Source organism: Microbacterium sp. (assembly GCF_036566905.1).
Lineage (GTDB): Bacteria > Actinomycetota > Actinomycetes > Actinomycetales > Microbacteriaceae > Microbacterium.
The window spans coordinates 115408-139082 of record NZ_DATCVK010000169.1 but is presented as its reverse complement, the minus strand read 5'-3'; the positions used below and the strand labels follow the sequence as shown (position 1 = coordinate 139082).

General features: G+C 70.2%; 17 protein-coding genes. 11 read left to right on the top strand and 6 right to left on the bottom strand.

Annotated elements, in window-relative coordinates:
- Window positions 1–6 precede the first annotated feature (6 nt).
- Window positions 7–3051, bottom strand: coding sequence for an alpha-mannosidase (locus VIP82_RS13205; RefSeq protein WP_331909310.1), 3045 nt, complete (start codon window positions 3049–3051; stop codon window positions 7–9).
- Between the two features lie 192 nt (window positions 3052–3243).
- Here VIP82_RS13205 and VIP82_RS13200 point away from each other — a divergent pair, with 192 nt between their 5' ends.
- Window positions 3244–3756 (top strand): DUF1990 domain-containing protein, encoded by a 513-nt coding sequence (locus VIP82_RS13200; protein WP_331909308.1) that lies wholly within the window; start codon window positions 3244–3246, stop codon window positions 3754–3756.
- A 45-nt stretch (window positions 3757–3801) separates the two neighbouring features.
- Here VIP82_RS13200 and VIP82_RS13195 read toward each other — a convergent pair whose 3' ends face one another.
- A complete protein-coding gene (locus VIP82_RS13195) occupies window positions 3802–4257 on the bottom strand; it encodes a MarR family winged helix-turn-helix transcriptional regulator (RefSeq protein WP_331909306.1) in 456 nt (151 codons plus the stop codon).
- Between the two features lie 108 nt (window positions 4258–4365).
- Here VIP82_RS13195 and VIP82_RS13190 point away from each other — a divergent pair, with 108 nt between their 5' ends.
- Window positions 4366–5277 (top strand): SDR family NAD(P)-dependent oxidoreductase, encoded by a 912-nt coding sequence (locus tag VIP82_RS13190; RefSeq protein ID WP_331909304.1) that lies wholly within the window; start codon window positions 4366–4368, stop codon window positions 5275–5277.
- Between the two features lie 38 nt (window positions 5278–5315).
- Here VIP82_RS13190 and VIP82_RS13185 read toward each other — a convergent pair whose 3' ends face one another.
- The 3 genes from VIP82_RS13185 to VIP82_RS13175 form a co-directional block, all read right to left on the bottom strand.
- Window positions 5316–6914 (bottom strand): GH35 family beta-galactosidase, encoded by a 1599-nt coding sequence (locus VIP82_RS13185; RefSeq protein ID WP_331909302.1) that lies wholly within the window; start codon window positions 6912–6914, stop codon window positions 5316–5318.
- A 176-nt stretch (window positions 6915–7090) separates the two neighbouring features.
- Entirely contained in the window at window positions 7091–8098 is a 1008-nt protein-coding gene (locus VIP82_RS13180) for an SMP-30/gluconolactonase/LRE family protein (protein ID WP_331909300.1), read from the bottom strand.
- Complete coding sequence (locus tag VIP82_RS13175; protein ID WP_331909298.1) at window positions 8095–9954, bottom strand: flavin-containing monooxygenase; 1860 nt, start codon at window positions 9952–9954, stop codon at window positions 8095–8097. Before VIP82_RS13175 ends, VIP82_RS13180 begins: the two co-directional genes overlap by 4 nt.
- Window positions 9955–10134: 180 nt before the next feature.
- On the opposite strand from VIP82_RS13175, the gene VIP82_RS13170 reads away from it, so the two are divergent.
- The 9 genes from VIP82_RS13170 to VIP82_RS13130 all read left to right on the top strand — a co-directional run bounded on the left by VIP82_RS13170 (window position 10135) and on the right by VIP82_RS13130 (window position 22991).
- Entirely contained in the window at window positions 10135–10590 is a 456-nt protein-coding gene (locus VIP82_RS13170) for a MarR family winged helix-turn-helix transcriptional regulator (protein WP_331909296.1), read from the top strand.
- 145 nt (window positions 10591–10735) lie between these two features.
- The gene (locus VIP82_RS13165; RefSeq protein WP_331909294.1) at window positions 10736–13384 is read left to right on the top strand and encodes a family 78 glycoside hydrolase catalytic domain; all 2649 of its coding nucleotides are present in this window, start codon (window positions 10736–10738) and stop codon (window positions 13382–13384) included.
- On the top strand, window positions 13381–14814 hold the full coding sequence (gene uxaC / locus VIP82_RS13160; RefSeq protein WP_331909292.1) for a glucuronate isomerase: 1434 nt from the start codon (window positions 13381–13383) through the stop codon (window positions 14812–14814). The genes VIP82_RS13165 and uxaC overlap by 4 nt, the downstream gene beginning before the upstream one ends.
- 71 nt (window positions 14815–14885) lie before the next feature.
- Window positions 14886–16160 (top strand): mannitol dehydrogenase family protein, encoded by a 1275-nt coding sequence (locus VIP82_RS13155; RefSeq protein WP_331909290.1) that lies wholly within the window; start codon window positions 14886–14888, stop codon window positions 16158–16160.
- Window positions 16161–16320: 160 nt separating this feature from the next.
- Window positions 16321–17883, top strand: coding sequence for an ABC transporter substrate-binding protein (locus tag VIP82_RS13150; protein ID WP_331909288.1), 1563 nt, complete (start codon window positions 16321–16323; stop codon window positions 17881–17883).
- A gap of 57 nt (window positions 17884–17940) precedes the next feature.
- The gene (locus tag VIP82_RS13145; RefSeq protein WP_331909286.1) at window positions 17941–18882 is read left to right on the top strand and encodes an ABC transporter permease; all 942 of its coding nucleotides are present in this window, start codon (window positions 17941–17943) and stop codon (window positions 18880–18882) included.
- Between the two features lie 29 nt (window positions 18883–18911).
- Window positions 18912–20699 (top strand): ATP-binding cassette domain-containing protein, encoded by a 1788-nt coding sequence (locus tag VIP82_RS13140; RefSeq protein WP_331909284.1) that lies wholly within the window; start codon window positions 18912–18914, stop codon window positions 20697–20699.
- Entirely contained in the window at window positions 20696–21535 is an 840-nt protein-coding gene (locus VIP82_RS13135) for an ATP-binding cassette domain-containing protein (RefSeq protein WP_331909282.1), read from the top strand. Before VIP82_RS13140 ends, VIP82_RS13135 begins: the two co-directional genes overlap by 4 nt.
- A gap of 1 nt (window position 21536) precedes the next feature.
- Entirely contained in the window at window positions 21537–22991 is a 1455-nt protein-coding gene (locus VIP82_RS13130; RefSeq protein WP_331909280.1) for a glycoside hydrolase family 43 protein, read from the top strand.
- On the opposite strand, the gene VIP82_RS13125 is transcribed toward VIP82_RS13130, so the two are convergent.
- Window positions 22980–23603 (bottom strand): TetR/AcrR family transcriptional regulator, encoded by a 624-nt coding sequence (locus VIP82_RS13125; RefSeq protein ID WP_331909278.1) that lies wholly within the window; start codon window positions 23601–23603, stop codon window positions 22980–22982. The two genes, VIP82_RS13130 and VIP82_RS13125, sit on opposite strands and share 12 nt — an antisense overlap.
- Window positions 23604–23675: the final 72 nt, after the last annotated feature.

Here is a 23675-nt window from a genome sequence, read left to right as displayed (position 1 = left end):
TGTACATCACGACCTGGGTGCCTCGACATCCTCGTGCGCAGCAGGGCGATAGCGGAGGGTGACGATCTCGAACGGCCGCAGCTCGAGCGTCGCGGCGGACGCGTCCTGCGCATCGCCGGTCGCGCGCTCGAGCAGGTCGGTGCGCTCGCAGCCCGCGGCGTCGAACAGCGCCGTCACCGAGACCGATCCCCGACCGCCGGCCGATTCGTACAGCCGGAGGATGACGTCGCCGGACTCGTCGTCGGCGAGCTTGACCGTCTCGGCCACGACGGTCTCGCTGCGCACGGCGAACAGGGCCGCCGCGGTGTGGTCGCCGACCACGGGCCGCGCGGGCCGGTTGAGCCGGTAGCCCTCGGCGACGGCATGCCGGATGCCGGCATTCGGCCGCAGCGCGACCCTCAGCGTGTGCGTGCCCTGGTCGGCCACCGGGTCGGGGAAGCGGGGTGCGCGAATGAGCGACATGCCCAGCGTGGTGGAGCGCCCGCCTCCGGGGCGCGGTGTGCGGCGGGCGTCGTGCCCGTGGGTGGAGTCGTTGGCCACGGCGACGCCGTAGCCGGGCTCGCCGACGTGCACCCAGCGATGCGCGCAGAACTCGAAGCGCGCGGCCTCCCACGACGTGTTCTCGTGCGTGACGCGGTGGACATGGCCGAACTGGGTCTCCGCGGCGGTGACGTCGGCGTGCACGTCGATGTCGACGTACAGCTTCAGCAGCTTCTGGCACTCGTGCCAGTCGATGGTCAGCTCGAGGTCCAGCGCGGGCGCGCCGGGCGCGAGGGTGAGCCGCTGCGCGACGCGCGACGCGCCGAACGAGCGGACCACGACGACGGTCACCGATCCGTCGTCGCCGGTGACCGCATCCAGCGACTCGGGGGCGCCGGCGTCGAGCGGCGTGGCGTTGCGACGGTAGTGGTCGTCGATGTCCCAGGCATCCCACTCGTTCGGGGTGTCGCGGTGCAGTACGAGCCGGTTCGCCGCGCCGCCCCGGGCCACCGCCTCCCGGCCCGAGACCGCGTCGACGAGTGAGACGACGAGACCGCGCGCGTCGACCACGGCTCGGAGCACGCCGTTGTCGACCACGAGGCCGCCGTCGGGCCGGCGCTCCCACGTCGCTGCGGCTGCCGTTGCGGCCGGAGTGCCGATCGCGAACGCATCGACGCCCGAACCGGGCAGCGGCATCGGATTGGCGACGAGCTCGGTGGATCCGGCGCCGACGAGCGCCGCGACACTGCGGTCGATGAGGACCGTCAGCTCGTCGCGGATGCGCGCGTGGTCTCGCTCGGCCTCACGGTGGACCCAGGCGATCGAGCTGCCGGGGAGGATGTCGTGGAACTGCAGCAGCAGTACGTTCTCCCAGGCGCGCCGCAGCTCGGCGTAGGGGTACGGCTCGCCGGTGCGGATCGCGGCCGTCGCCGACCAGAGCTCCGCCTCGTGCAGCAGCTGCTCGCTGCGCCGGTTGCCCTGCTTGGTGCGCAGCTGAGAGGTGTAGGTGCCCCGGTGCAGCTCGAGGTACATCTCGCCCGCCCACACCGGCGCGTCCGCGTACTCGGCCTCGGCGTCCGTGAAGAAGCGGGTTGGTGCGGCGATCTCGACGCGGGGAAGACCCTCCAGGTCGCGCGAGCGCTCGGCCGCGGCCAGCATCTCGCGGGTGGGCCCGCCGCCTCCGTCGCCGTATCCGAACGGCACCAGCGAGGTCGTGGCGGCGCCGGCGTCCTTGAAGTTGCGTTCGGTGTGCAGCAGCTCGGCGGGCGTCAGCTCGGAGTTGTAGGTGTCGGCGGGCGGCAGGTGGGTGAACACGCGCGTGCCGTCGATCCCCTCCCACCAGAAGGTGTGGTGGGGCAGCTGGTTCACCTGACTCCACGACAGCTTCTGCGTCAGGAACCACCGGTTGCCGGTGCCGCGGACGATCTGCGGCAGCGCTGCCGAGTAGCCGAACGAGTCCGGAAGCCAGACCTCTTCGGTCTCGACCCCGAGGCGCTCGCGGAAGAACCGCTTGCCGTGCAGGAACTGGCGGATCATCGACTCGCCGCCGGGCATGTTCGTGTCGGACTCGACCCACATGCCGCCGACGGGGACGAACCTGCCCGCCTGTACCTGCTCGCGCACCCGCGCGAACAGCGCGGGCTGATACTGCTCGAGCCACGCGTACTGCTGCGCCGACGAGGCCGCGAAGACGAACTCCGGATGCCGCTGCATGAGCTCCAGTGCGTTCGCGAACGTCCGCGCGACCTTGCGGATGGTCTCGCGGGTGGGCCACAGCCATGCGGAGTCGATGTGCGCGTGGCCGACCGCGACGATGCGGTGGCTGGACGCGTGCGCGGGGGAGGCGAGCAGGGGTGCGATGGTCTCGCGGGCGAGCGCCGCGGTGGCCGCGACGTCGTCGGGATCGACGACGTCGAGCATCCGCTCGAGCCCTCGCACGATGGTGTGGTGTCGCGGGGAGTCCTGCGGAAGCTCGCCCAGCAGGCCGCTGAGCACCTGGATGTCCTGCAGCAGCTCCCACGCCGTCTCGTCTCGCCGGACGAAGCCGATGGCGCCGAGGCTGTACAGCGGCCCTTCACCCGACGTCAGCTTGTCGCCCAGCGGCGTCGCCGCGAAGGTCCACTCGCCCGCGACGTCGGGGTTCGCGGCGGCTTCGACGTACAGCGTGAGGTCGTCGCCGGCGTCCGCGTCGAGCGGCAGGTGGTGGCCGCGGGGTGAGACCGCCTTGAGGATGCTGCCGTCCGGGCGGTACGCCAGACCCTCGACCTGGAAGCCCGGGCGGTCGGCCGTGAAGCCGAGGTCGCAGACGATCTCGGTGTGCTGCGGGCTCCACCCCTCGGGGAGCCGCCCCGAGAGCCGGAACCATGTCGAGCTCCACGCACGACCCCACGTCCAGCCCGCCGGAGTCGGCTCGTACTCACGATCGACCGCCTCGGCGAACGGCACCGGCTCGTCGGGCACGGACCAGTGCTCGACCCGCAGCGGGTGGAACTCGGGGTGCACGGCCGGCTCGAGCCGCTCCCTGGTGAACCTCCGCAGGCGTGCCTGCACATGCGACCGGTCGTCGTGCACCTTTGCTCCTCACTGCCGGGGCGGCCGCGTCTTCACATCCCGCGAGCCCGCCGATGAGCGTACATCCCCCGCTCCGGCGGGGCGTCGTGCCCGGCGGCCTCGTCGTCGAGGACGCGGCCGGTTCGCTCTCAGCCGGCGGGCACTGCTCCACCCGGACGGTGAGATCATCGGAGAATGGTCCCAGACGAGGGGATGTCTCTGACCCGGCCCGCGGATCCGCAGTGGCGGCAGACGGGTGCCGGATTCCGTCGCTGGGAGAAGTCGGCCGAGCTGGGCCGCGGAGATGACGTCTGGCGCTGGGCGAGCCGCGAGGTGCTGCGGTGGGGGATCAAGACCCGGAGCGGATTCACCGTGATGCCGGGCGACTCCGCAACCGCGGGGGACCGCGTGACCGCGGGGGACCGCCCCGTCATCATGGCGCACCCGTTCGGTTTCGCGGTGCGTGAACCCGTCGAGATTGTCGAGGTGGTGCAGGAGAGAGATCGGGTCGGTTTCGCCTACCGCACGCTGCCCGGTCATCCCGTGAGCGGCGAGGAGGCCTTCATCGTCCACCGGCACGGGGACGCGGTGATCCTGACGGTCCGCTCCCTCACGCGCCCGAGCCCCCGCGGGGCATGGCGGGCGGCCTACCCGGCTCTGCTGATGGCGCAGCAGGTCGCGCGCCGGCGCTACTTCCGGGCGCTGCGCGTGCGGGCTCCGCGCTGATCGGCCGGGCACGGGTAGGGGCGAGGCCCCTGCCCGCCGTCGCGATCACTCTCCGCCGGAGGCGTGTCCGCCGGTGAGTCGCCCGAGCAGCGTGACGAGCTGCGACAGATCGTCCGTCGTCCAGTCCCGTGTGCGGTCATGAAGTTCAGCGCCTCTGTCGGCCAGCGCGGCCGCCACGCGCACTGTTCCGGCCTCGGTGAGGCCCACGATCACACCGCGCCTGTCGTCCGGGTCGGGAGAGCCGGCGACGAGACCCAGGCTCCGCATCCTGCCGATCAGCGTGCTGGTCGAGCTGCGGTCCATGCCGACCGCATCCGCGATCACGCTCGGCTTGGCAGGACCGAATGCGTAGAGCCATCGCGCGATGTGGAATGCGGCCGGCTGGAGTCCCTCGTGGAACCGGGCGGCGCTTCGTTCGGTGAGGGCTCGCGTCGCGCTGAGCAGAGCGTTCACCTGCTCTCCGAGGGCGAGCTCCAGGCGATCCCGATCGTCGGAAGGCACGGCAGAACTCGTTTGCATATCCAAACTATACCTCGTACAGTGATGGGGATTTGCAAACTACGTCGCCGCCGTCGCGCCTGGCGTCGGCCCGGCAGAAGGAACCCGCTCATGTCCGATCCGCAGACCATCGTCCTGACCGGTGCCACGAGCGGCCTGGGCCGCCTCGCCGCGATCTCGCTCGCCCGACGAGGATTTCGTCTGGCCCTCACCGCGCGGGACGAGCAGAAGGCGGCCGAGACGCGAAGCGAGATCGACGCCGCCGCGCCGGGTGCACAGGTCGGCATCCACCTCGGAGATCTGTCGCGGATGGACGACGTGAGGCGTGTGGGCGCTGAGATCCGCGAACGATACGAGCGCGTAGACGTGCTCGTCAACAACGCCGGGCTCCACGCGTTCGAGCAGCGGGTCACCGTGGACGGCTATCCGCAGATGGTCGCCGTGAACCACCTCGCGCCGTTCCTGCTGGCCGAGTCGCTGCTGCCCGCCCTCCGCCGCGGGACCTCCGCGCGGATCGTCAACGTCGCGTCCGAGGCATCCCGTCGCCACGGCACGCTCACCCTCCCCGCCGATCTCACCGACACCGCCCCGTTCACCGCGCGGGGATCTTCGGAGGTGTACGGCAAGACCAAGCTGATGAACATCATGTTCACCATGGAGCTCGCCCGGCGGCTCGCCGGCACGGGCATCACCGTCAACGCCCTCGACCCGGGATTCAACGTGACCGGCCTCGGGCGCGAGCTGAGCTTCGCGGCGCCGTTGGAGCGTGTTCTGCGGGCGCTGCGAATCGGCGATCCCCGCCGCGGCGCGGGGCTCATCGTGGATGTCGCGACCGATCCCGCCTTCGGTCGAGAGACCGGGGTCTATGTCACGGCGCGGGGCCGCAGGCGGATCACGCCCAGCACGCCCGGTGACGATCCGGCCGTGCAGCGCGAACTGTGGGACGCGACCGTGGCGCTCCTTGGGCGCCGGACGGCTGAAACGCCCGCCGCGCGGCGGCCCTCCGGCTCAGGCGCTGAGTAGACGGGCTCGCGGCCTGCGCCCAGGAGCCCCGCTCCGGCTCAGGGGTGTGCGCGGCGGCGCAGCAGCGAGATCCGCACCGTGCGAAGCTCGTCGCCGTAGAACATGAAGTGCCGCTCGTCGCCGTTGAGGGTACGACGGGGAACCCACACGCCGTCCCGAAGCACCTCCTCCTTGAGCTCATCGATCTCGACGACGGCGTCCTCACGCGCGAAGGACAGGGATGCCGACGTCGCCGTCACGAGGAACTCGTCCTCGCCGGTGTGCAGGATGAGCCCGTACCCGACCTTGTCCTCGGCGTTGGAGCCGGTGCCGGTGCCGAAGATGCCGCGCGTGTCGAACGGTCCGCTGATCGTGATCTGGAACCCGCCGATCTCGACCTGCTGCTGCTCGCCGGTGCTCACGCGGAAGCCGTGGATGCGGTCGTCCGCCTGTGCCTGCACGATCTCGCCCGACAGGGCGTTCAGCACCTCGTACGCGCGGAAGACCTCGTGCCCCGTCGGCAGGTCCTCGATCCCGAACGGGTTGAAGCCGATCGCCTTGTAGGCGCCCACAGCGATGAAGGCGAGTGCCGCCTCCGGCTTCGCCTCCGGCACGTAGATCGGGTTGCCTTCGATCGCATACTGCGCGAGCGTGCCGTCGAAATCGTCGACGTAGATGTCGGGCGAGAGGAAGGCGAGCGACGGGGCGCCGATCCGCCAGACGTCCAGCATCCGTGCGACCGGGCCACCGCTCGGATAGCGGCCGGGTTCGAGTGCGTTGGGCTGCGGGCCGAGCCACGCGTTGGCGAACACCGGCAGCTCGTGCCGAGAGACGCCGGCCCGTGCCACCGCGTCGACGTACCGGCTGAACCCCCAGCTCATGAAGATCTCGCCGGCCTCGCCGTCGCTGCCGAAGACCTCGGCCCAGGTGCCGGCGGCGAGAGCGCCGTTGCGGTCCCAGACAGCCCGCACGTGGGGGTGCAGGCGCTCGCCGCGGGCGGCGAGCCCTTCGAGGAGTTCGGCGGGAACCGCCGCGTTCCAGGCGGCCAGCGCGTGCGGGGAGCGATCGCGGCTGTCGCCGAGCAGGCCGACCTCGTTCTCGACCTGCACGGCGATGACCGTGCCCGAGGAGTCGACCTCGGCGATGTGGGCCATGAGCTCCGCGAACGCGCGGGCGTCGGCATCCCGAAGTCGCTCGTCGAAGACGCTGAGGATCGGCGCGTCGAGAGTGAAGCGTCCGGTGAGCAGCTGGGTCTGGTCGCGCCCGGCGCGGGTGAAGCGATCCTCGTCGCGTCGCACCCACGACGGGGCGTATGTCGACTCGGCGTTCTTGTACGCGCCGAACCAGATGAGGACGAGACGGATGCCGCGCCGCTCGGCCTGACGGATCTGATCGTCGACGGCGGTGAAGTCGAAGCGCCCCTCCTCCGGCTCGACGAGCTGCCAGCTCGCCGTGCCGATGACGGTGCCCACGCCGTTGGACGCGAGGTGGTCCCACACCGGCGCCATGTACTCGGGACTCGACGCACTCGAGTTGTGCAGCTCGCCGCCGAGTGCGAGATGCGGCTTGCCGTCGACGAACAGGTGGGTTGCTGATCCGTTGCGCTGCACCGCGGGCAGCACCCGTGCGGCCGTCGGCTCGGTCGTCGTGTCGGTCACAGCGGCATCACTCCTCGTCGTCGGGCACCCAGCGGTCCCTGTCGCTCCGATGCTGACAGTGCGGCAATCGGTTGTCAAACGGCGATGACGCTCAATGATCTGGCCGCGACGAACCGTCCCGCTGAGGGTGCGCCACAGCCATCTCCGATGGCGCACCCTGCCCCACCGTGTCGCTGTCAGCCGCCGTTGGACGAGCGGATGCCGTCGGCGAGGGCCTCGAATGTGTACACGAAACCGCCGCCCGGGCCGCTGACCGTCGCGTAGCCGGTGGTCTCTCCCGGAACGATCGCGACGTTGGTCGCCGAGGTCGCATCGTCGCCGGCGGGCGCCTCGAACGTCGTCAGGAGTTCGCCGTGCGTGTCGTACACGAGGACCGCCGCCCGATGGTGCAGGCCGACGTAGAGATTGCCGTCCGCGTCGGTGGCGAGCGAGTCGATCTGAGCCTCCCCGACGCTCGCGAACACGGCCGGATGCGCCGTGGCCACGACCGTGCCCTCCGCATCGAGGCGGAGGAAGTCGATCCGATTGCCGGTGTTCTGACTCACCCACAGCCCGTCGGACTCGGGCGTGAACGCGAGTCCGTTCGGCGCGGGCAGGTCGGACGCCAGCACTGTGGCCGTCTCGCCGTCGCGGTCGATGCGGAGCAGACGGCCGCTCGCCTCCCAGTACGGGTCCTGCGCGCCCTGCGAATCCGTCACGTAGAGATGGCCCTCCTCGTCGAACGCGATGTCGTCCGGAGCCATGCGCACTCCCTCGAACTCCGCGTCGAAGAACGTCCGCGGATCCTCGCCGTCCGCCGTGGTGCTGATGATCGAGCCGAGGAAGTCGGTGAGGTAGAGGCGGCCGTCGTGCGGGCTGAACTGGGCGGACGTGATGGCGCGGGTGTCGTCCGTGTACACGGTGCTGACCTCGGTGCTCTCGAGGTCCACGCGCATCACCTTGGCGGCGCCCGGAGGCGCCGTCACGTCGACCACATAGAGGTCGCCGTCGGGTCCGATGACGGGGCCCTCGACGAGCGTCATCCCGGTCGCCTCATGCACGGACGACACCTGCACCTGTCGCTCGAGCTCCGCGGTCTCCCGGTGGCTCGGGCCCCCCGCGCCGGCGCCGTCCGCTGCAGCCGCGCAGCCGGTCGCTCCCGCGAGCGTGAGCGCGGCGAGCGCTGCGACGGTGAGCCGCCTCATCGCGCGACTCCCGCGGCGGCCTCGCGGTCGAGGCCGTCGAGCTCGCCGTCGAGGTCGTCGCGGTCGTCGCGAACGAAGACGTCTGCCATCGACCCTGCGCGCCACTCGCGCAGGAGGCGGCGGAACACCACCGGGCCGGGGCTGTAGGTCATGCCCGTGATCGCGCGCGTGCCTTCGCCGTTGTAGTAGCCCGGCGTGCACTCGGCCTGGAACGCACTGGTGTCGTTGGCGGTCGCGACGATCTCGCGGCACCAGAGCTCTTCCGCCTCCGCCGTCGGCTCGATGACGTCGACGCCTTCGCCGCGGCCGCGTGCGATGACGGCGGCGATGTGCTCCGCCTGGTCCTGCAGGATGTGCACGAAGTTCACCGAGTTGGCGTTCTGCAGCGCCCCGAGGTGGAAGAGGTTCGGAAAGCCGTGGCTGTAGAACCCGTGCAGTGTGCGCGGACCGTACTGCCAGTGCTGCAGCAGCGGACGACCGCCGCGCCCGAACACGGGCAGGGTGCCCGACAGCACGCCGGAGACGCCGGCCTCGAAGCCCGTCGCGAAGATGACGGCGTCGACCTCGTACTCGGTGTCGCCGACGACGATGCCGGTCGCGGTCATGCGGGTGATGCCGCCGTGATCGGCGGTGTCGACGAGCGTGACGTTCTCGCGGTTGAAGGACGACAGGTAGGTGTCGCTGAATCCCGGCCGCTTGCACATGTAGCGGTACCAGGGCTTGAGCAGCTCGGCCGTCTCGGGGTCGTCGACGATCTCGTCCACCCGCGCGCGGATGCGCTCCATCGTCGCCGCGTCCGCCAGCTCGTCCTGCAGACGGCGCTGTTCGAGGGGGAGCGACTCGTCCACGGCGCCGGAGAGGATCTGCCGCTGCAGGTGCGGCGTCCGTGTCCACCCGTCGTCCACGAGGCTGTGCTCGACCGGCTCGCCGGCGAGGACCGCGAGGAAGTTGTCCATCCGCTCCTGCTGCCAGCCCGGCTCGAGGGACGCTGCCCACTCCGGGTCGGTGGGGCGGTTGTCTCGGACGTCCACGGTGGAGGGCGTGCGCTGGAACACCAGGAGGTGGCCGGAGGCCTCGGCGAGGTGCGGGACTGCTTGGAGTCCGGTCGCGCCGGTGCCCACCACGGCCACGCGCTTGTCGCCGAGCTTCGTCAGACCGCCGTCGGCGCTGCCGCCGGTGTAGTCGTAGTCCCAGCGGCTCGTGTGGAAGGTGTGGCCGCGGAAGTCCTCGATCCCCGGGATGCCGGGCAGCTTGGGGTGCGTGAGCGTGCCGGACGACACGACGACGTGGCGGGCGTGGAACCGGTCGCCGCGATCTGTCTCGACACTCCACTGCGCGAGATCCTCGTCCCAGGTGAGCGAGGTCGCACGGGTCTGGAAGAGGGCGTCGCGGTACAGGTCGAATCGTTCCGCGATCGCCACCGCATGACGGCGGATCTCCTCACCGGGCGCATAGCGCCAGGCGGGTACATATCCCAGCTCCTCGAGCAGCGGCATGTACACGTACGACTCGATGTCGCAGTGGATGCCGGGGTAGCGGTTCCAGTACCAGGTGCCGCCGACGTCGCCGGCTTCGTCCATGAGGCGGACGGATCGGATGCCGGCCTGCTGGAGGCGGGTCGCGGTGAGCAGTCCGCCGAATCCTGCGCCGATGACCAGGGCCTCCACCGGCGTCGTGACGGCCGCGCGCTCCTGGTGCTCGGTGTAGGGATCTTCGGCGTAGTAGCCGAAGGCGCCTGCGGCCCGACGGTACTGCGTCGCGCCGTCAGGGCGGAGCCGCCGGTCGCGCTCGTGCGCATACTTGGCGCGCAGGGCGGCCAGATCGATCTCAGCGGGGGGCTCATGCGTGTTCGTCATCGTCCTCGTTCTCGCTCGTCGTCGCAGCGACGGCGCCTCGAGGACCACCGGGCAGGGCACGGCTGCGGCACACCAGCCGCACTCTCTTCGCGCCGACACAGCCGTGGATCGGATTGCTCGAAAAGGTTAGCCCCTGGCTAAGTAATGTTGGCTGGGAGTCCACTGGGATAGCGTGAGCGCATGGGGGAGGACGACGATCGTCGAGCGGTGCTCCAGCGGATCGAGGCGCTGTCGATCTCGATCGCCGTCCGCTCCATCCCGAGGATGCTCGAGCCGCTGCGTTCGGGCAGCCTCTCGCTGCAGCAGTTGAAGGTCCTGTCGGTCGTCGTCACGACCGAGGAGGGGGCGAGCGTCGCCCAGCTCGCCGGGAGTTTCGGCGTGACCATGGCATCGATGTCCAACCTCGTCGACCGGCTCGTCGCCGGCGGGTTCGCCGAACGCGCGGCCGACGCTCGCGACCTGCGTGTCCGCCGCGTCCACAGCACGGACCTCGGCCGTGCCGTCGTGCAGCGGGTGATGGGCGCGCGACCCGAGCTCGGCGCCGACGTCCTCGGTCACCTGTCGCTCGAAGAGCTGCATGCGCTCGAGATCGGCCTCGGCGCGGTGGGTCGCGTGCTGCGCGACGGCGTGAGCTAGCTCGGGAGCGCTCCCCTCGGTGGTTGTTCGCGCTGTCGAGGAGCGCGGCGGGCTTGCGGGCGGGCGTGGTGCGAGGTACTGTGCAATCGGTTGCCATGCGAGATCCCGCACGCGCGCCGACCGTGCCATCCCACGAAAGACGACGATGACTTCAGCGCCCTACGACCTCGCGATCGACAGCGGCGGGGACCAGTTCCCGGTTGCCGGCGCCGCGCCGCGCCTCTCGTGGAAAGACGCGGTTCGCGCCGGTGACGAGGACGGGTTCGAGTTGGAGGCGACGGTCGACGCCGTGAGACTGCCGGTCGCCCGCATCGCCGGCCGTCGTCACGTCGACTGGCCCTGGCGCGCCCCGAAGAGCTGCGAGCGGGTCGCATGGCGCGTGCGCGCAGTGTCGTCCGGCACCGTCTCGGACTGGTCCGCCTGGCACGAGTTCGAGGTGGGCCTGCTCGACCAGGACTGGCAGGCGCGGTGGATCAGTCCCGTCGAGGGCGACGACCCCGGATACGGCCATCGGCCGGCGCACACGCTCGCGGTCGCCTTCGAGCTTCCTGCACAAGCCGTGTCCGCCCGTCTCTACGCCACGGCTCTCGGCCTGTACGAAGCTCTCGTGAACGGCCGTCGTGCAGGGACCGCCGAACTCGCGCCGGGTGCCACGTCGTACGACCGCACGCTCTACGCGCAGGCATCCGATGTCACGGCCGGCCTGGCACCCGGCGCCAACCGACTCGAGATCGTCCTGTCGGACGGCTGGTACCGCGGCCAGGTCGGCGCCTTCCGGGCCCCCGCCGGGTGGGGGAGCGTGCTCGGCGCGCGGGCCGAACTGCACATCGTCCTCGAAGACGGCTCCCGCCGTGTGATCCGCACCGACGCCGACTGGACCAGCGCGCCCGGCGTCATCACGCGGGCCGACCTCATGGACGGCCAGACCACCGACTTCACCGCGGCGACGGGACCCGCGCTGCCGGTGCTCGTCGACCGGGTCGACGCACCGCCGATCGAGTGGTCGCCCGCCCCACCGGTCCGCGTGATCGAGTCCCGGCCAGCGGTGGCGGTCGCAGCCGTGCGCGACGGCGTATGGGTGGCGGACTTCGGCCAGAACGCGTCGGGGTGGATCACCCTGCGCGACCTCGGTCCCGCCGGCACGAGGACCGTGCTCGAATACGGCGAGTTCCGCGACGCCACCGGCGACCTCTCCACGTCGCACCTCGACTCGCACCGTCCCGACGCATCGATGGTGTTCGTCCAGCGCGACGAGGTCGTCTCGGCGGGCGACGGCTCGGTGTTCGAGCCTCGACACACGATCCACGGCTTCCAGTACGTGCGGATCACGCGGGATGCGGCGCTCGACCCGGCGAGCATCGAGATGCAGATCGTCCACACCGACCTCGCCCGCACCGGGTCGTTCGAATGCAGCGACCCCGATCTCACGCGGCTCCACGCGCTCGCGGACTGGAGCTTCCGGGGCAACGCGGTCGACATCCCGACGGACTGCCCGACCCGGGAGCGCCTCGGCTGGACCGGCGACTACCAGATCTTCGCGCCCACAGCGACGCGGCTGTACGACGTCAGCGGCTTCACACGCAAGTGGCTGCGCTCGGTGCGGGACGATCAGCTCGATGACGGGCGGATCGCCAACTTCTCGCCCGACGGCAGGCGGGTCAAACTGCATACCGACGCGCAGTTCGCGATGATGACGGGCTCTGCGGGCTGGGGCGACGCCATCACCGCCGTGCCGTGGGAGATGTACACCTCTTACGGCGACCGAGCCGTGCTGTCGGAGAACTGGGATGCCATGGTGCGGTGGGTGCGTTGGGCCCTCGCCACCGCCGAGGGCTCACGGCATCCGTCCCGCGTCCAGCGGTCCAGCGAGCCGCAGCCGCACGAGCGCTACCTCTGGGACGGCTCGTTCCACTGGGGCGAGTGGATCGAGCCCAAGCGCAAGCGCGCCGACGGCACGCTCATCGACCCTGTGAAGGACAACCCGCAGGCGTGGTTCATGGCCGACAAGGGCGAGGTCGGCACGGCGTTCCTGTACCGTTCGCTGGACACGGTGGCACGCACGGCGGCGGTCCTCGGGCGCTCGGGCGACGCGGCCACGTACCGCGAGCTCGCCGGCCGCGTCCGCGACGCGTGGCGCACCGAGTTCCTCGTGGGTGACGGCTGCACCGTCGCCGACACCCAGGCCGCCTACGTGCGGGCGCTGTCGTTCGGGCTCATCCCCGATGACCTGCGGGATGCCGCGGCGTTGCGCCTGGTCGAGCTGATCCGCGAGGCGGGCGACCATCTCGGCACCGGATTCCTCTCGACGGGAGACCTGCTTCCTGTGCTGGTCGAGAGCGGGCATGCGGATGTCGCGTACGACGTGCTGCTGCAGCGCTCCTCACCGTCCTGGCTCAACATGATCGACAAGGGCGCGACGACGATCTGGGAGGACTGGGACGGCATCGACGATGCGGGCAGCGCCCATGAATCGCTCAACCATTACAGCAAGGGCGCGGTGGTGAGGTTCCTGCACACCCACGTCGCCGGACTTCGCCAGGCTCCCGGCTCGATCGCCTGGGAGTCCGTGATCGTACAGCCGGCTCCGCACGCCACGCTCACGTGGGCGAAGACCACGCACGAGTCGCCGCAGGGCCCCATCAGCGTCGCGTGGCGCAATGACGACGGCCGGTTCGAGGTCGACGTCGACCTGCCCGCCGGTACGCGCGGCACCCTGGTGCTGCCGGACGGATCAGAGCGGGAGCTGGCTCCTGGCCGCATCACGGCCTCCACGACGACGGGGGTCCTCGCATGAGCACCCTCACGCCACTGGCCGCGACCCCTGACGGGACCCTGCCCGAGCCTCGCGATCCCTACCGGCTGCTGCCCGGCGACCGGCGCACCCGCGACATCGCGCACGCGCTCTACGAGCGGGTGGCCACCGCCCCGATCGTCTCGCCGCATGGCCATGTGCCCGCCGAGTGGATCGCCCGCGACATCCCGTTCTCCGATCCGACGGCGCTGCTGGTCACCCACGACCACTACGTCACGCGGCTGCTGCACGCCTCGGGCATCGACCTCGCCGAGCTCGGCGCCGGCGGCCACCGCATCGACCCGCGCGCGGCCTGGCGGCTCTTCGCCGAGCGTCAGGCCGTGTTCGCCGGCACGGCGACCGGCTACTGGATCGACGAAGAGCTGCGGAACGTGCTCGGCATCGACCTCGCGCTCTCGGCCGAGACCGCAGACGCCGTCTACGACCGCATCCAGGAGAAGCTCGACACTCCCGGATTCCGCCCGCGCGCCCTCTTCGAGCGCTTCGGCATCGAGGTGCTCGCGACCACCGACGACCCGCTCGACGACCTGCGCTTCCACGACGAGATCGCGGCGAGCGGGTTTCCTGGCCGGGTGCTGCCGACATTCCGCCCCGATCGTTATCTGGATCCGGACTCCGCGACCTTCGCCGACGATGTCGCCCGCCTTCTCGCCGGCGAGGGACAGGCCACCAGCTTCCGCGGCTATCTCACCGCGCTCGAGGCCCGCCGCGCGCACTTCATCCGCCACGGCGCGACCTCGGCCGACCACGGCATCGAGGATCCGGCGACCGTCGATCTCGCCGACGGTGAGGCGGCGCAGCTCTTCCAGCGGGTGCTGTCGGGTCGCGCGGACGCTGCCGAGCGTCAGACGTTCCGCGGCCACATGCTGCTCCAGATGGCGCGGATGAGCGTCGAGGACGGCCTCGTCATGACCGTGCACGCGGGCGTCATCCGCAACCACAGCACTGCGACATTCGAGCGCTTCGGCGCCGACACCGGCCATGACTTCCCTCGCCGCACCGACTTCGTACGCGGCCTGCGTCCGCTGCTCGAGCGCTTCGGGCTCGAGAAGTCCTTCCACCTCGTGCTGTTCACCGTCGACGAGACCGTGTACTCCCGAGAGATCGCCCCGATGGCGAGCTTCTACCCGAGCGTCTACATCGGCGCTCCGTGGTGGTTCCTCGATGCCCCCGACGCAATGGCGCGCTTCCGGTCCGCGGTCACCGAGTCCGCCGGCTTCTCGCGGGGCTCGGGCTTCATCGACGACACCCGCGCCTTCCTGTCGATCCCGGCCCGTCACGACACGGCACGACGAGCGGATGCCGGGTTCCTGGCGCGTCTCGTGCGGGAGGGGCGCATCACCGAAGCGACAGCGGGGAAGGTCATCGACGACATTGTCGGCCCGCAGCCGAAGCGGGTGTTCAAGCTGTGACCGGTCCCTCGACCGACCTCGAGAGGGCCACCGGCCTCCGCAGGTCGCGGCCGGCGCCGCCCGTCCGAATCGTGCATCTGGGCCTCGGCGCCTTCAGCCGATCGCATACCGCCTGGTACACCGGCCGGGCCACCGATGCCGAGGGCTGGGGCATCGCCGCGTACACCGGGCGCAGCGCCGAACTCGCCGCGGCGCTCACCGCGCAGGACGGGGTCTACACGCTCGTCGAACGTTCTGCCGACGGCGATCGCAACGAGGTCGTCGAGAGCATCGTGCGGGCTCATCCGGGCGACGACGTCGCGTCGCTGCTCGCCGACATCGCCGCTCCGGCGACCGCCGTCGTGACGCTCTCGATCACGGAGGCCGGCTATCGCACCGGCGCGGACGGACTTCCCGACGAAGGCGACCCGCTGGTCCGCGCAGATCGCCGGCTTCTCGCTCAGCTGGCCGGCGGCGACTCCGAAGCCGCGTTCGGGCTCCAGACGGTGCTCGGCCGACTCCTCGCGGGGATCGATGCGCGGCGGCGCGCCGGCGCGGGACCGCTGGCCGTGGTCTCGTGCGACAACATCCCCGACAACGGCGGGCACGTGGCGCGGGCGCTTCTCGCGCTCGCGGCATCTGTCCCCGACACCGCGGACTGGTGCCGGGCGAACGTGTCGTTCGTGTCGGGCTCGGTCGACCGGATCACGCCGCGGATCGAGGCGGACGAGCTGTCGCGACTGTCCGAGCGATACGGAGATGCCGTGCCCGTCGTGGCGGAGCCGTTCAGCGACTGGGTGCTCTCGGGCGCCTTCCCCGCCGGCAGGCCCGCGTGGGAGACCGCGGGGGCACGCTTCACCGACGAGCTCGAGCCGTGGGAGGCGCGCAAGCTGTGGCTGCTCAACGGGGCTCACACGATCCTGGCGTGCCTCGGCCCGCTTCGCGGCCACAGCCGGGTGTCGGAGGCGATCGGCGATCCGGTGTGCCGGGCCGCCGTCGAGAGGTTCTGGGACGATGCAGAGCGCAACCTGCCCCCGCAGCTCGTTATCGCGCCCTACCGCCACGCCCTCCTCGAGCGCTTCACGAATCCGCGGATCGCCCACCTGCTGTCGCAGATCGCCTCGGATACCGCGACGAAGATCCGACTGCGCATCATCCCCGTCGCCGAACTCGAACGCGCCGCAGGGCGTGCAGCCGAGGGATGCGCCGGCGCGCTCGCCGCGTGGGTCGTCTCAGTGGATCGGCCGGCCGGGGTCGCCGGGGTGCGTGACCTCGTCGCGGGCGTGAGTGCGTCTCTCGCGGCGGATGAGGAATTCGTCTCGTCGGTGGCGCTGTCGGTGCAGAGCATCCGGGCGGCGCGCCGCTGAAGGGCGCGGCCCTTCGAAGTAACGGCTCGGTCACATTCTGGCAATCGGTTGTCAAACGGAACGGATCCTGCTTTACTGGCCGACAGCCCCAAGCATGCTCCTCGCCACGACGTCAGTGACAAGCGGTTGCATGAAGTATTCATTCGAAGGAGTCTGGATCATGTCGATACCCCGCACCGGCCGCCGGCCGATCAGGTTCGCAGCGTTGGGCGCCGCGGCGCTCGCCGCCGCACTCGCCCTCTCCGCCTGCAGCGGTTCGCCGGAAGCGGCGCCCTCCGGTTCGGCCGGCGCCGTGGCCGAGAAGGATCTCGCCATCGCGGCGGTGTCGGGGCCCAACTCACTGGACCCTGCACAGCTCGTCGACGGACAGCAGCAGTTCGTGTGGTCGTCGATCCTCGACACCCTCCTCGCCAAGGAGAACAACACGGGCGAACTCATCCCCAATGCCGCCGAGAGCTGGGAGTACAACGAGGACGGCACCGAGCTCACGCTCACGCTCCGCGAGGGCATGACGTTCAGCACCGGCGACCCGGTGAACGCCGACGCCGTCGTCGCCACCATGCTGCGCAACAAGAACACCCCCGGCGTCGTGCAGGTGAAGTACGGCGCGGTCTCGGATGTGACCGCCGAGGACGACCTCACCGTGAAGGTGACGTTCAGCTCGTTCGACCCGCAGTTCCTGTCGAATCTGACGGGAGGCGCCGGCGCCATCGGCGACCCCGCGACCCTCGACGACGAGCGGACCGCCACAGACCCCGTCGGCTCGGGCCCCTTCACGCTCGACGTCGCGAAGACCGTGCCGGGCAGCACGTACGTGCTCACCAAGCGCGACGACTACTGGAACGCCGACGCGATCCCGTTCAAGACGTTCACCGTCCGTGTTCTCCAGGACCCGACGGCTTCGTTCAACGCGCTCCAGGCCGGGGAGATCAATGCTGCCACGGTGCAGACGCAGCTGCTCGGCCAGCTCGGCGACGAGTACGCCGTGCAGCAGATCGACGCGCAGGCCGTCGCGTATCTCGACATCCTGGACCGCGGCGGCGAGAAGTGGCCGGCTCTCGGCGACGAGCGTGTGCGCCAGGCTCTCAACTACGCGATCGATCGCGAGGGCGTCCTGAAGGGCATCTTCAGCGGTGTGGGCATGGTGACGGAGCAGATCTTCAGCCCTTACGGCCAGGTCTACGACGAGTCCCTCAACGAGACGTACGACTACGACCCCGAGAAGGGCAAGGAGCTCGTCGAGGAGGCGGGCTACGCCGGCGAGACCTTCCAGATCCCGAGCACGTTCCTGTCGACGTCCCTCGAGCCGACCCTCACGCAGGCGTTCGCGGACGTCGGGCTCACCCTGGAATGGGTGCCGGTGCCGCCGCAGCAGGCGCAGTCGGCGCACCTTTCGGGCGACTACCCGCTCAGCTTCCAGTTCACGGGGTTCAACTCCGACCCTGCGGACGCCGCCTCGCACTATGGCGCGAGCGGGTATGCCAACCCGCGCGGCTACACCGACGACACCATCGACGAGCTCTTCGGCACCATCAACTCGACCGTCGACTTCGAAGCCGCGCTGCCGGCGTATCAGGACCTCAACACCTATGCCGTGGAGCAGGCGTTCGAAGTGCCGATCGTGTTCGTCGGCGCCACATGGGCGGGCCGCGACGGGATCGTGATGGTCGACGACGGTCGCAGCTCGGTGCCCACCGTGCGGCTGTTCGGCGTCAGCGAGTAAGAACATCCGGGGATGCGGGCCGCGCCCGCATCCCCGGAGCTACCCCAGGGAACGACGATGATCTCCTACACGCTGCGCCGGCTCGGCGCCGGGCTGATCCTGATCCTGCTGGTGACCTTCATCACCTTCCTGCTGCTCAGCACCTCGTTCGAGGACGTCGCGAAGACGATCCTGGGCCAGTCGGCCACGCCCGAGGCGACGGCGGCGCTGATGCACGCCAAGGGCTGGGACCAGCCCGTGCTCGTGCAGTACTTCGACTGGCTCGGCGCGGCCGTCCGCGGCGACTTCGGGACATCGGTGTACACGTCGCTCCCCGTCGGCCCCACCGTGCTGCAGCGACTGGCGGTCACCCTCTCGGTGATCATCCCGGCGCTCATCCTGACGGTCATCATCTCGACGGTGCTCGGCGTCTGGGCAGCATCGCGCGGCGGCGTCGCCGACCGCCTGTCGCAGGGGATCTCCCTCGTCGGCTACATCGTCCCGGGTCTCCTCCTCGCGATCGGACTCGTCGTCATCTTCGCCGTCCAGCTCAAGTGGCTGCCCGCCACCGGCTACACACCGCCCGGCGAGGACCCCGCCGCCTGGGCGCGCAGCATCACCATCCCGGTGATCGTGCTCGTGATCGGCGGCGTCGCCAACATGGCGGCCCAGGTGCGCGGCCGCATGATCGACGAGCTCCGCCGCGACTACGTTCGGACGCTCCGCACCCGGGGCACCTCGACGACCTCGATCGTGCTGCGTCATGCGCTGCGCAACGCGGCGAGCCCGGCGCTGACGGTCATGTCCCTCGAGTTCATCGCGATGTTCGGCGGTGCGCTCATCATCGAGAACGTCTTCGCACTGCCCGGCTACGGAAGCTTCGCCTTCAACGCCTCCCTGCAGGGTGACATCCCCGTGATCCTGGGTATCACCGCCTTCGGCGTGCTGCTCGTCACGCTGGTCAACCTGCTTACCGACCTGGCCAACGGCTGGCTCAACCCGAAAGCGAGAGTCCATTGAGCGACGACCGTGGACCCATGATGGAGGCGATGACGACGCCGAGCACCGAGCTCATCGTCGCCATCGAGGATGCGGCGACCGCCTCGCGGACGCCGATGTGGAAGCGCCTGCTGAAAGATCCGCAGTTCGTGATCACGGCGAGCATCCTGCTGCTCATCTTCCTGATGGGCGTCCTCACCCCCGTGCTCACGCAGCAGGGACCGAACGACGCCGACCTCGCGATGGTCAACGCGCCGGCCGGCACCCCCGGCTATCCGCTGGGCGCCGACGAGTCGGGCCGCGACATCTGGACGCGGCTCCTGCACTCCATCAACACGGCCGCCATCTCCGCCCTCATCGGTGCGGGCGTGGCGCTGACGGTCGGCGTGATCGCGGGCCTCGTCGGCGGGTACTTCGGCGCGGTGACCCGCGCGTCGACGGAGTGGCTGTTCAGCCTCATCATGACCTTCCCCGGCATCCTGCTCCTGATCATCCTCATGCCGGTGACCGGAGGCGACTACCGCTTCACGATGCTGATCTTCGGCGTGCTGCTCTCGCCGGGCATCTACCGCATCGTCCGCAACCTCGTCGTCGGCGTCAAGAACGAGCTGTACGTGGATGCCGCACGCGTCTCGGGACTCGGCAACCTGCGCATCCTGAGCCGACATGTGCTCTTCGTCGTCCGCGGCCCGATCATCATCGCCGCGGCGTTCATGGCCGGTTCGGCCATCGCCGTGCAGTCCGGGCTCGCCTTCCTCGGCGTCGGCTCGCTGCAGATCCCGAGCTTCGGCTCGATGATCTCGTCCGGCTTCCGCAACCTCTACATCGCTCCGACGCAGTTCCTCTGGCCGAGTCTGCTGCTCGGCGTCATCACGGCATCCCTGGTGCTCCTCGGCAACGCCCTGCGCGACACGCTCGAAGGGTCGAAGCCGGCACCGGTCAAGGTCGGCACCGGCCAGCGCGTGGCATCGGCCGACCAGGTCGAGCCGCGGCGGTCCGGGGCGCTCCTCGAGATCACCGATCTCGGCATCGCGTACCGCGGTCCGAGCGGCCAGCCCCGCGAGGTGGTCCGCGGGGTGTCCCTTTCGGTCGCGCGCGGCCAGGTCGTCGGCGTCGTCGGGGAGTCCGGGTCGGGCAAGACCCAGACCGCCTTCGCCACGCTCGGCGTGCTCCCGGCGGAGGCGGTCATCACCCGCGGCTCGATCCTCTTCGACGGTCAGGAGCTGGTCGGCCTCACCGACGCCCAGATGCGGCCGCTGCGCGGGAAGGCGATCGCGTACATCCCGCAGGAGCCCATGTCGAACCTGGATCCGTCGTACCGCGTCGGGTCGCAGCTGGTCGAGGGCGTTCGTTCCGCGCTCGGAATCTCGAAGCGCGAGGCCAAGTCGCGCGTCCTCGCTCTGCTCGAGCGATGCGGCATCGCGGATCCCGCCCGCACGTTCGACTCGTATCCGCACCAGATCTCGGGCGGCATGGCCCAGCGCGTGCTCATCGCGGGTGCCGTCGCCAGCCGGCCGCAGCTGCTCATCGCCGACGAGCCCACCACCGCACTGGACGTGACCGTGCAGGCCGAGATCCTCGACCTGCTGCGCGATCTGCAGTCGGAGCTCGACATGGCGATCCTGCTCGTCACCCACAACTTCGGCGTCGTGGCCGACCTGTGCGACCGCATCGTCGTCATGCAGAAGGGGGCTGTGGTGGAGGCGGGATCCGCGCTCGAGATCTTCCAGAATCCGCAGGACGACTACACGAGGATGCTGCTCGGCGCGATCCTCGATGAGGGATCGGTCCGCGCCGACGAGCCGGCGGCTGCGCCGGCGGAAGGGATCCTGCGGTGAGCCTCCTCGAGATCAGTGACCTGCGCGTCGGCTTCCCCGGCCGTGGCTGGCGGGCGAAGCCCGTAGAGGTCCTGCACGGCGTGTCGCTCGACGTGGGCGAGGGGGAGACCCTCGGCCTGGTGGGGGAGTCCGGGTCGGGCAAGACCACGATCGGCCGGGCGGTACTGGGGCTCGTCAAGCCCTCCGGCGGCAGCATCGTCTTCGACGGCGAGGACATCACCGCGGTGGGGACACGGGAGCGGCGACGCCTCGCCAGAGACATCCAGGTGGTGTTCCAGGACCCGTACACGTCGCTGAATCCCTCGCTCACGGTGGGCGACATCCTCGCCGAGCCGCTCGTGGTGCAGGGCGCGACGGCGAAAGACGCGCGGGCACGGGTGCGGACGCTGCTGGACCAGGTGGGGCTGCCGGCGGATGCCGCCGAGAGACTCCCGCGCGAGTTCTCCGGTGGTCAGCGCCAGCGTGTCGCCATTGCGCGCGCTCTCGCGCCGAGGCCGAAGCTCATCGTCTGCGATGAGCCCGTCAGCGCCCTGGATCTGTCGACGCAGGAGCGGGTGCTCGACCTCTTCGTCGACATCCAGCGCTCGACCGGTGTGGCCTATCTCTTCATCTCGCACGACCTGACGGTCGTCCGCCACATCAGCCATCGCGTGGCGGTGCTGTACCGCGGAGATCTCGTCGAGACAGGGGCGGCTGCCCTGGTGACCTCGGACCCCGAGCACGACTACACGCGACGGCTGCTTCTGGCATCACCCGTCGCCGATCCGGTGGTTCAGCAGCAGCGGCGTGAGGAACGTCGCAAACTGGTGACGGCAGAGAGAGTAGTGACAGCCTGACATGACGCAGCTCCCCATCCTTCCCGGATTCCACCCCGACCCCTCGATCTGCCGTGTCGGCGACGAGTACTACCTCGCCACATCTTCTTTCGAGTACTTCCCCGGTGTGCCGATCTTCCGCTCGCGCGACCTCGTCGAGTGGACGCAGCTGGGGAACGTCCTCGATCGTCCGTCGCAGCTGAACGTGCGCACCGGGCTCGCCGGGGCGAGCGGCGGGATCTATGCACCGACATTGCGTCACCACGGCGGACGTTTCTGGTTGACGACGACGAACATCCATGACATCGCCCGAGGACAGCTCATCGTCCACGCCGACGACCCCGCGGGTCCGTGGAGCGAGCCGGTCTACACCGAGGGCCTCCTCGGGATCGATCCCGACCTCTCGTGGGATGACGACGGAGTGTGCCGGATCACCTGGAGCGATGTCCTGCGCCCCGGCATCTCCCAGGCGATAGTCGATCCCGCCAGCGGCGCCGTGCTGTCGGAGCCCCAGACGGTGTGGGCCGGCACGGGAGGGGCCCACGCGGAAGGGCCGCACCTGGTGCGCCGCGGAGACTGGTGGTACCTGATCGTGGCGGAAGGCGGCACGGGCCCCGGTCACATGGTGACCGTCGCGCGCTCGCGACAGCCCGAGGGTCCGTTCGAGTCCTCGCCCGCCAACCCGGTCCTGACGCATCGCAGCACGAGCGCCGACGTCCAGTCGACGGGGCACGCGGACCTGGTGGAGCTCGCCGACGGCACCTGGGCGATGGTGTTCCTGGGGACCAGGCCCAGAGGCACGTTCCCCCGTTGGCACACGAACGGCCGAGAGACCTTCCTCGCGGGCATCGACTGGGTGGATGACTGGCCCGTGGTCGACGAGAGCCGCTTCGACATCGCCACGCCCGACACAGCGTTCGAGGACGGCTTCGGGGGCGCCGAGCTGGACGCGCGGTGGATTGCACCCGGGGTCATGCCCGCGTCGTTCGCCGTGCCTGGTGAGGGCGGGGTGACGCTGAGCCGTGGTGCGTCGGGAGAAGCCCGCCCGCTGGTCACCCGCGTCCGCGATGAGACGTGGTCGGCGCAAGCCGATGCGCTCGGCGACTTCGCGCTGTCCGTCCGGATCGATGATGTGCATCGTGTGAGCATCGAGCGCATCGGCGAAGAGCTGGTCGTGCGCGGCGTGATCGGCCCGCTCGACGGAGTCCTCGCCCGCGCCGATGCGCCCCGCTCCACCTACTCGCTCGAGATTCGCGCAGAGGAGTTCGACGCCGAGCGCGGGGCGCGGCGGGGCCCGGATCTCGTCAGGCTCGGCTACGCGATCGACGAGTTCGTCGAACTCGCGCGCGTGGACGGACGCTATCTCGCAACCGAGGTGGCGGGCGGTTTCACCGGCCGAGTCGTGGGCGTCGAGGCGACCCGCGATGACGTCGTCGTGACCAGGTTCGCGTACCAGGGGCTCTCTTCACGAGCCTGACGGCGGCAGGTCCTTCGCGAGTTCCGGCGCCAGCGTCGCGAGGAAGGACTGCACCGTCTCTTCGACGTCGACAGCCTCGCGATCGAACAGCCACTGGGTGTGGAGGCCGTCCATCACCGCGATGGTGATGGCGGCAAGGGATGCCGGGGGCAGGGGCGAGGACAGGCGCCCTTCCTCGTGCAGCCTGTCAAACAGCCGGGTCATGAACCCGCGGACGTTCCGGTAGCGCTGAGCGAAATACGCGTGCGCGGGGTGCCCGGGCGCCGTGGCCTCGCCGGTGAGCACGGCGCCGAGCTCTACGAGGCCGACGTGGCGGTCGCGATCGACCAGTGTCTCGGCCATCCCCCGCAGCATGTCGAGGGGATCGGCATCGGCTGCGAGCGCGGAGTGGGTGCGCAGGTACGCCGCGCTGCGCTCGTCCTGCAGGTCGAGCACCGCCGTCAGCAGGTCCTCCTTGCGCGGGAAGTGATGCAGCAGACCGGTGTGGCTGATCCCCGCCCGTCGGGCGATCTCCGCCATCGACGCGCCGTGGAACCCGGAGTCGCCGAAGGCCGACAGGCACGCGGCGATGATGCCCCGGCGGACTTCGGCGGTCTTCGCGTACTGCGCCATCGTCGACTCCTCAAATTAGTGAGACCTTTCGAATTCTATGTTAGCGTGGTGTCTGGCAACCGGTTGACGGTT

What these genes read in the sequence shown, in the direction of transcription:
- VIP82_RS13125 (WP_331909278.1), bottom strand. Translation starts at nt 23,603, where the DNA reads ATGGCGCAGTACGCGAAGACCGCCGAAGTCCGCCGGGGCATCATCGCC.
- VIP82_RS13130 (WP_331909280.1), top strand. Translation starts at nt 21,537, where the DNA reads ATGACGCAGCTCCCCATCCTTCCCGGATTCCACCCCGACCCCTCGATC.
- VIP82_RS13150 (WP_331909288.1), top strand. Translation starts at nt 16,321, where the DNA reads ATGTCGATACCCCGCACCGGCCGCCGGCCGATCAGGTTCGCAGCGTTG.
- VIP82_RS13175 (WP_331909298.1), bottom strand. Translation starts at nt 9,954, where the DNA reads ATGACGAACACGCATGAGCCCCCCGCTGAGATCGATCTGGCCGCCCTG.
- VIP82_RS13180 (WP_331909300.1), bottom strand. Translation starts at nt 8,098, where the DNA reads ATGAGGCGGCTCACCGTCGCAGCGCTCGCCGCGCTCACGCTCGCGGGA.
- VIP82_RS13170 (WP_331909296.1), top strand. Translation starts at nt 10,135, where the DNA reads ATGGGGGAGGACGACGATCGTCGAGCGGTGCTCCAGCGGATCGAGGCG.
- VIP82_RS13165 (WP_331909294.1), top strand. Translation starts at nt 10,736, where the DNA reads ATGACTTCAGCGCCCTACGACCTCGCGATCGACAGCGGCGGGGACCAG.
- VIP82_RS13140 (WP_331909284.1), top strand. Translation starts at nt 18,912, where the DNA reads ATGACGACGCCGAGCACCGAGCTCATCGTCGCCATCGAGGATGCGGCG.
- uxaC (WP_331909292.1), top strand. Translation starts at nt 13,381, where the DNA reads ATGAGCACCCTCACGCCACTGGCCGCGACCCCTGACGGGACCCTGCCC.
- VIP82_RS13145 (WP_331909286.1), top strand. Translation starts at nt 17,941, where the DNA reads ATGATCTCCTACACGCTGCGCCGGCTCGGCGCCGGGCTGATCCTGATC.
- VIP82_RS13200 (WP_331909308.1), top strand. Translation starts at nt 3,244, where the DNA reads ATGTCTCTGACCCGGCCCGCGGATCCGCAGTGGCGGCAGACGGGTGCC.
- VIP82_RS13190 (WP_331909304.1), top strand. Translation starts at nt 4,366, where the DNA reads ATGTCCGATCCGCAGACCATCGTCCTGACCGGTGCCACGAGCGGCCTG.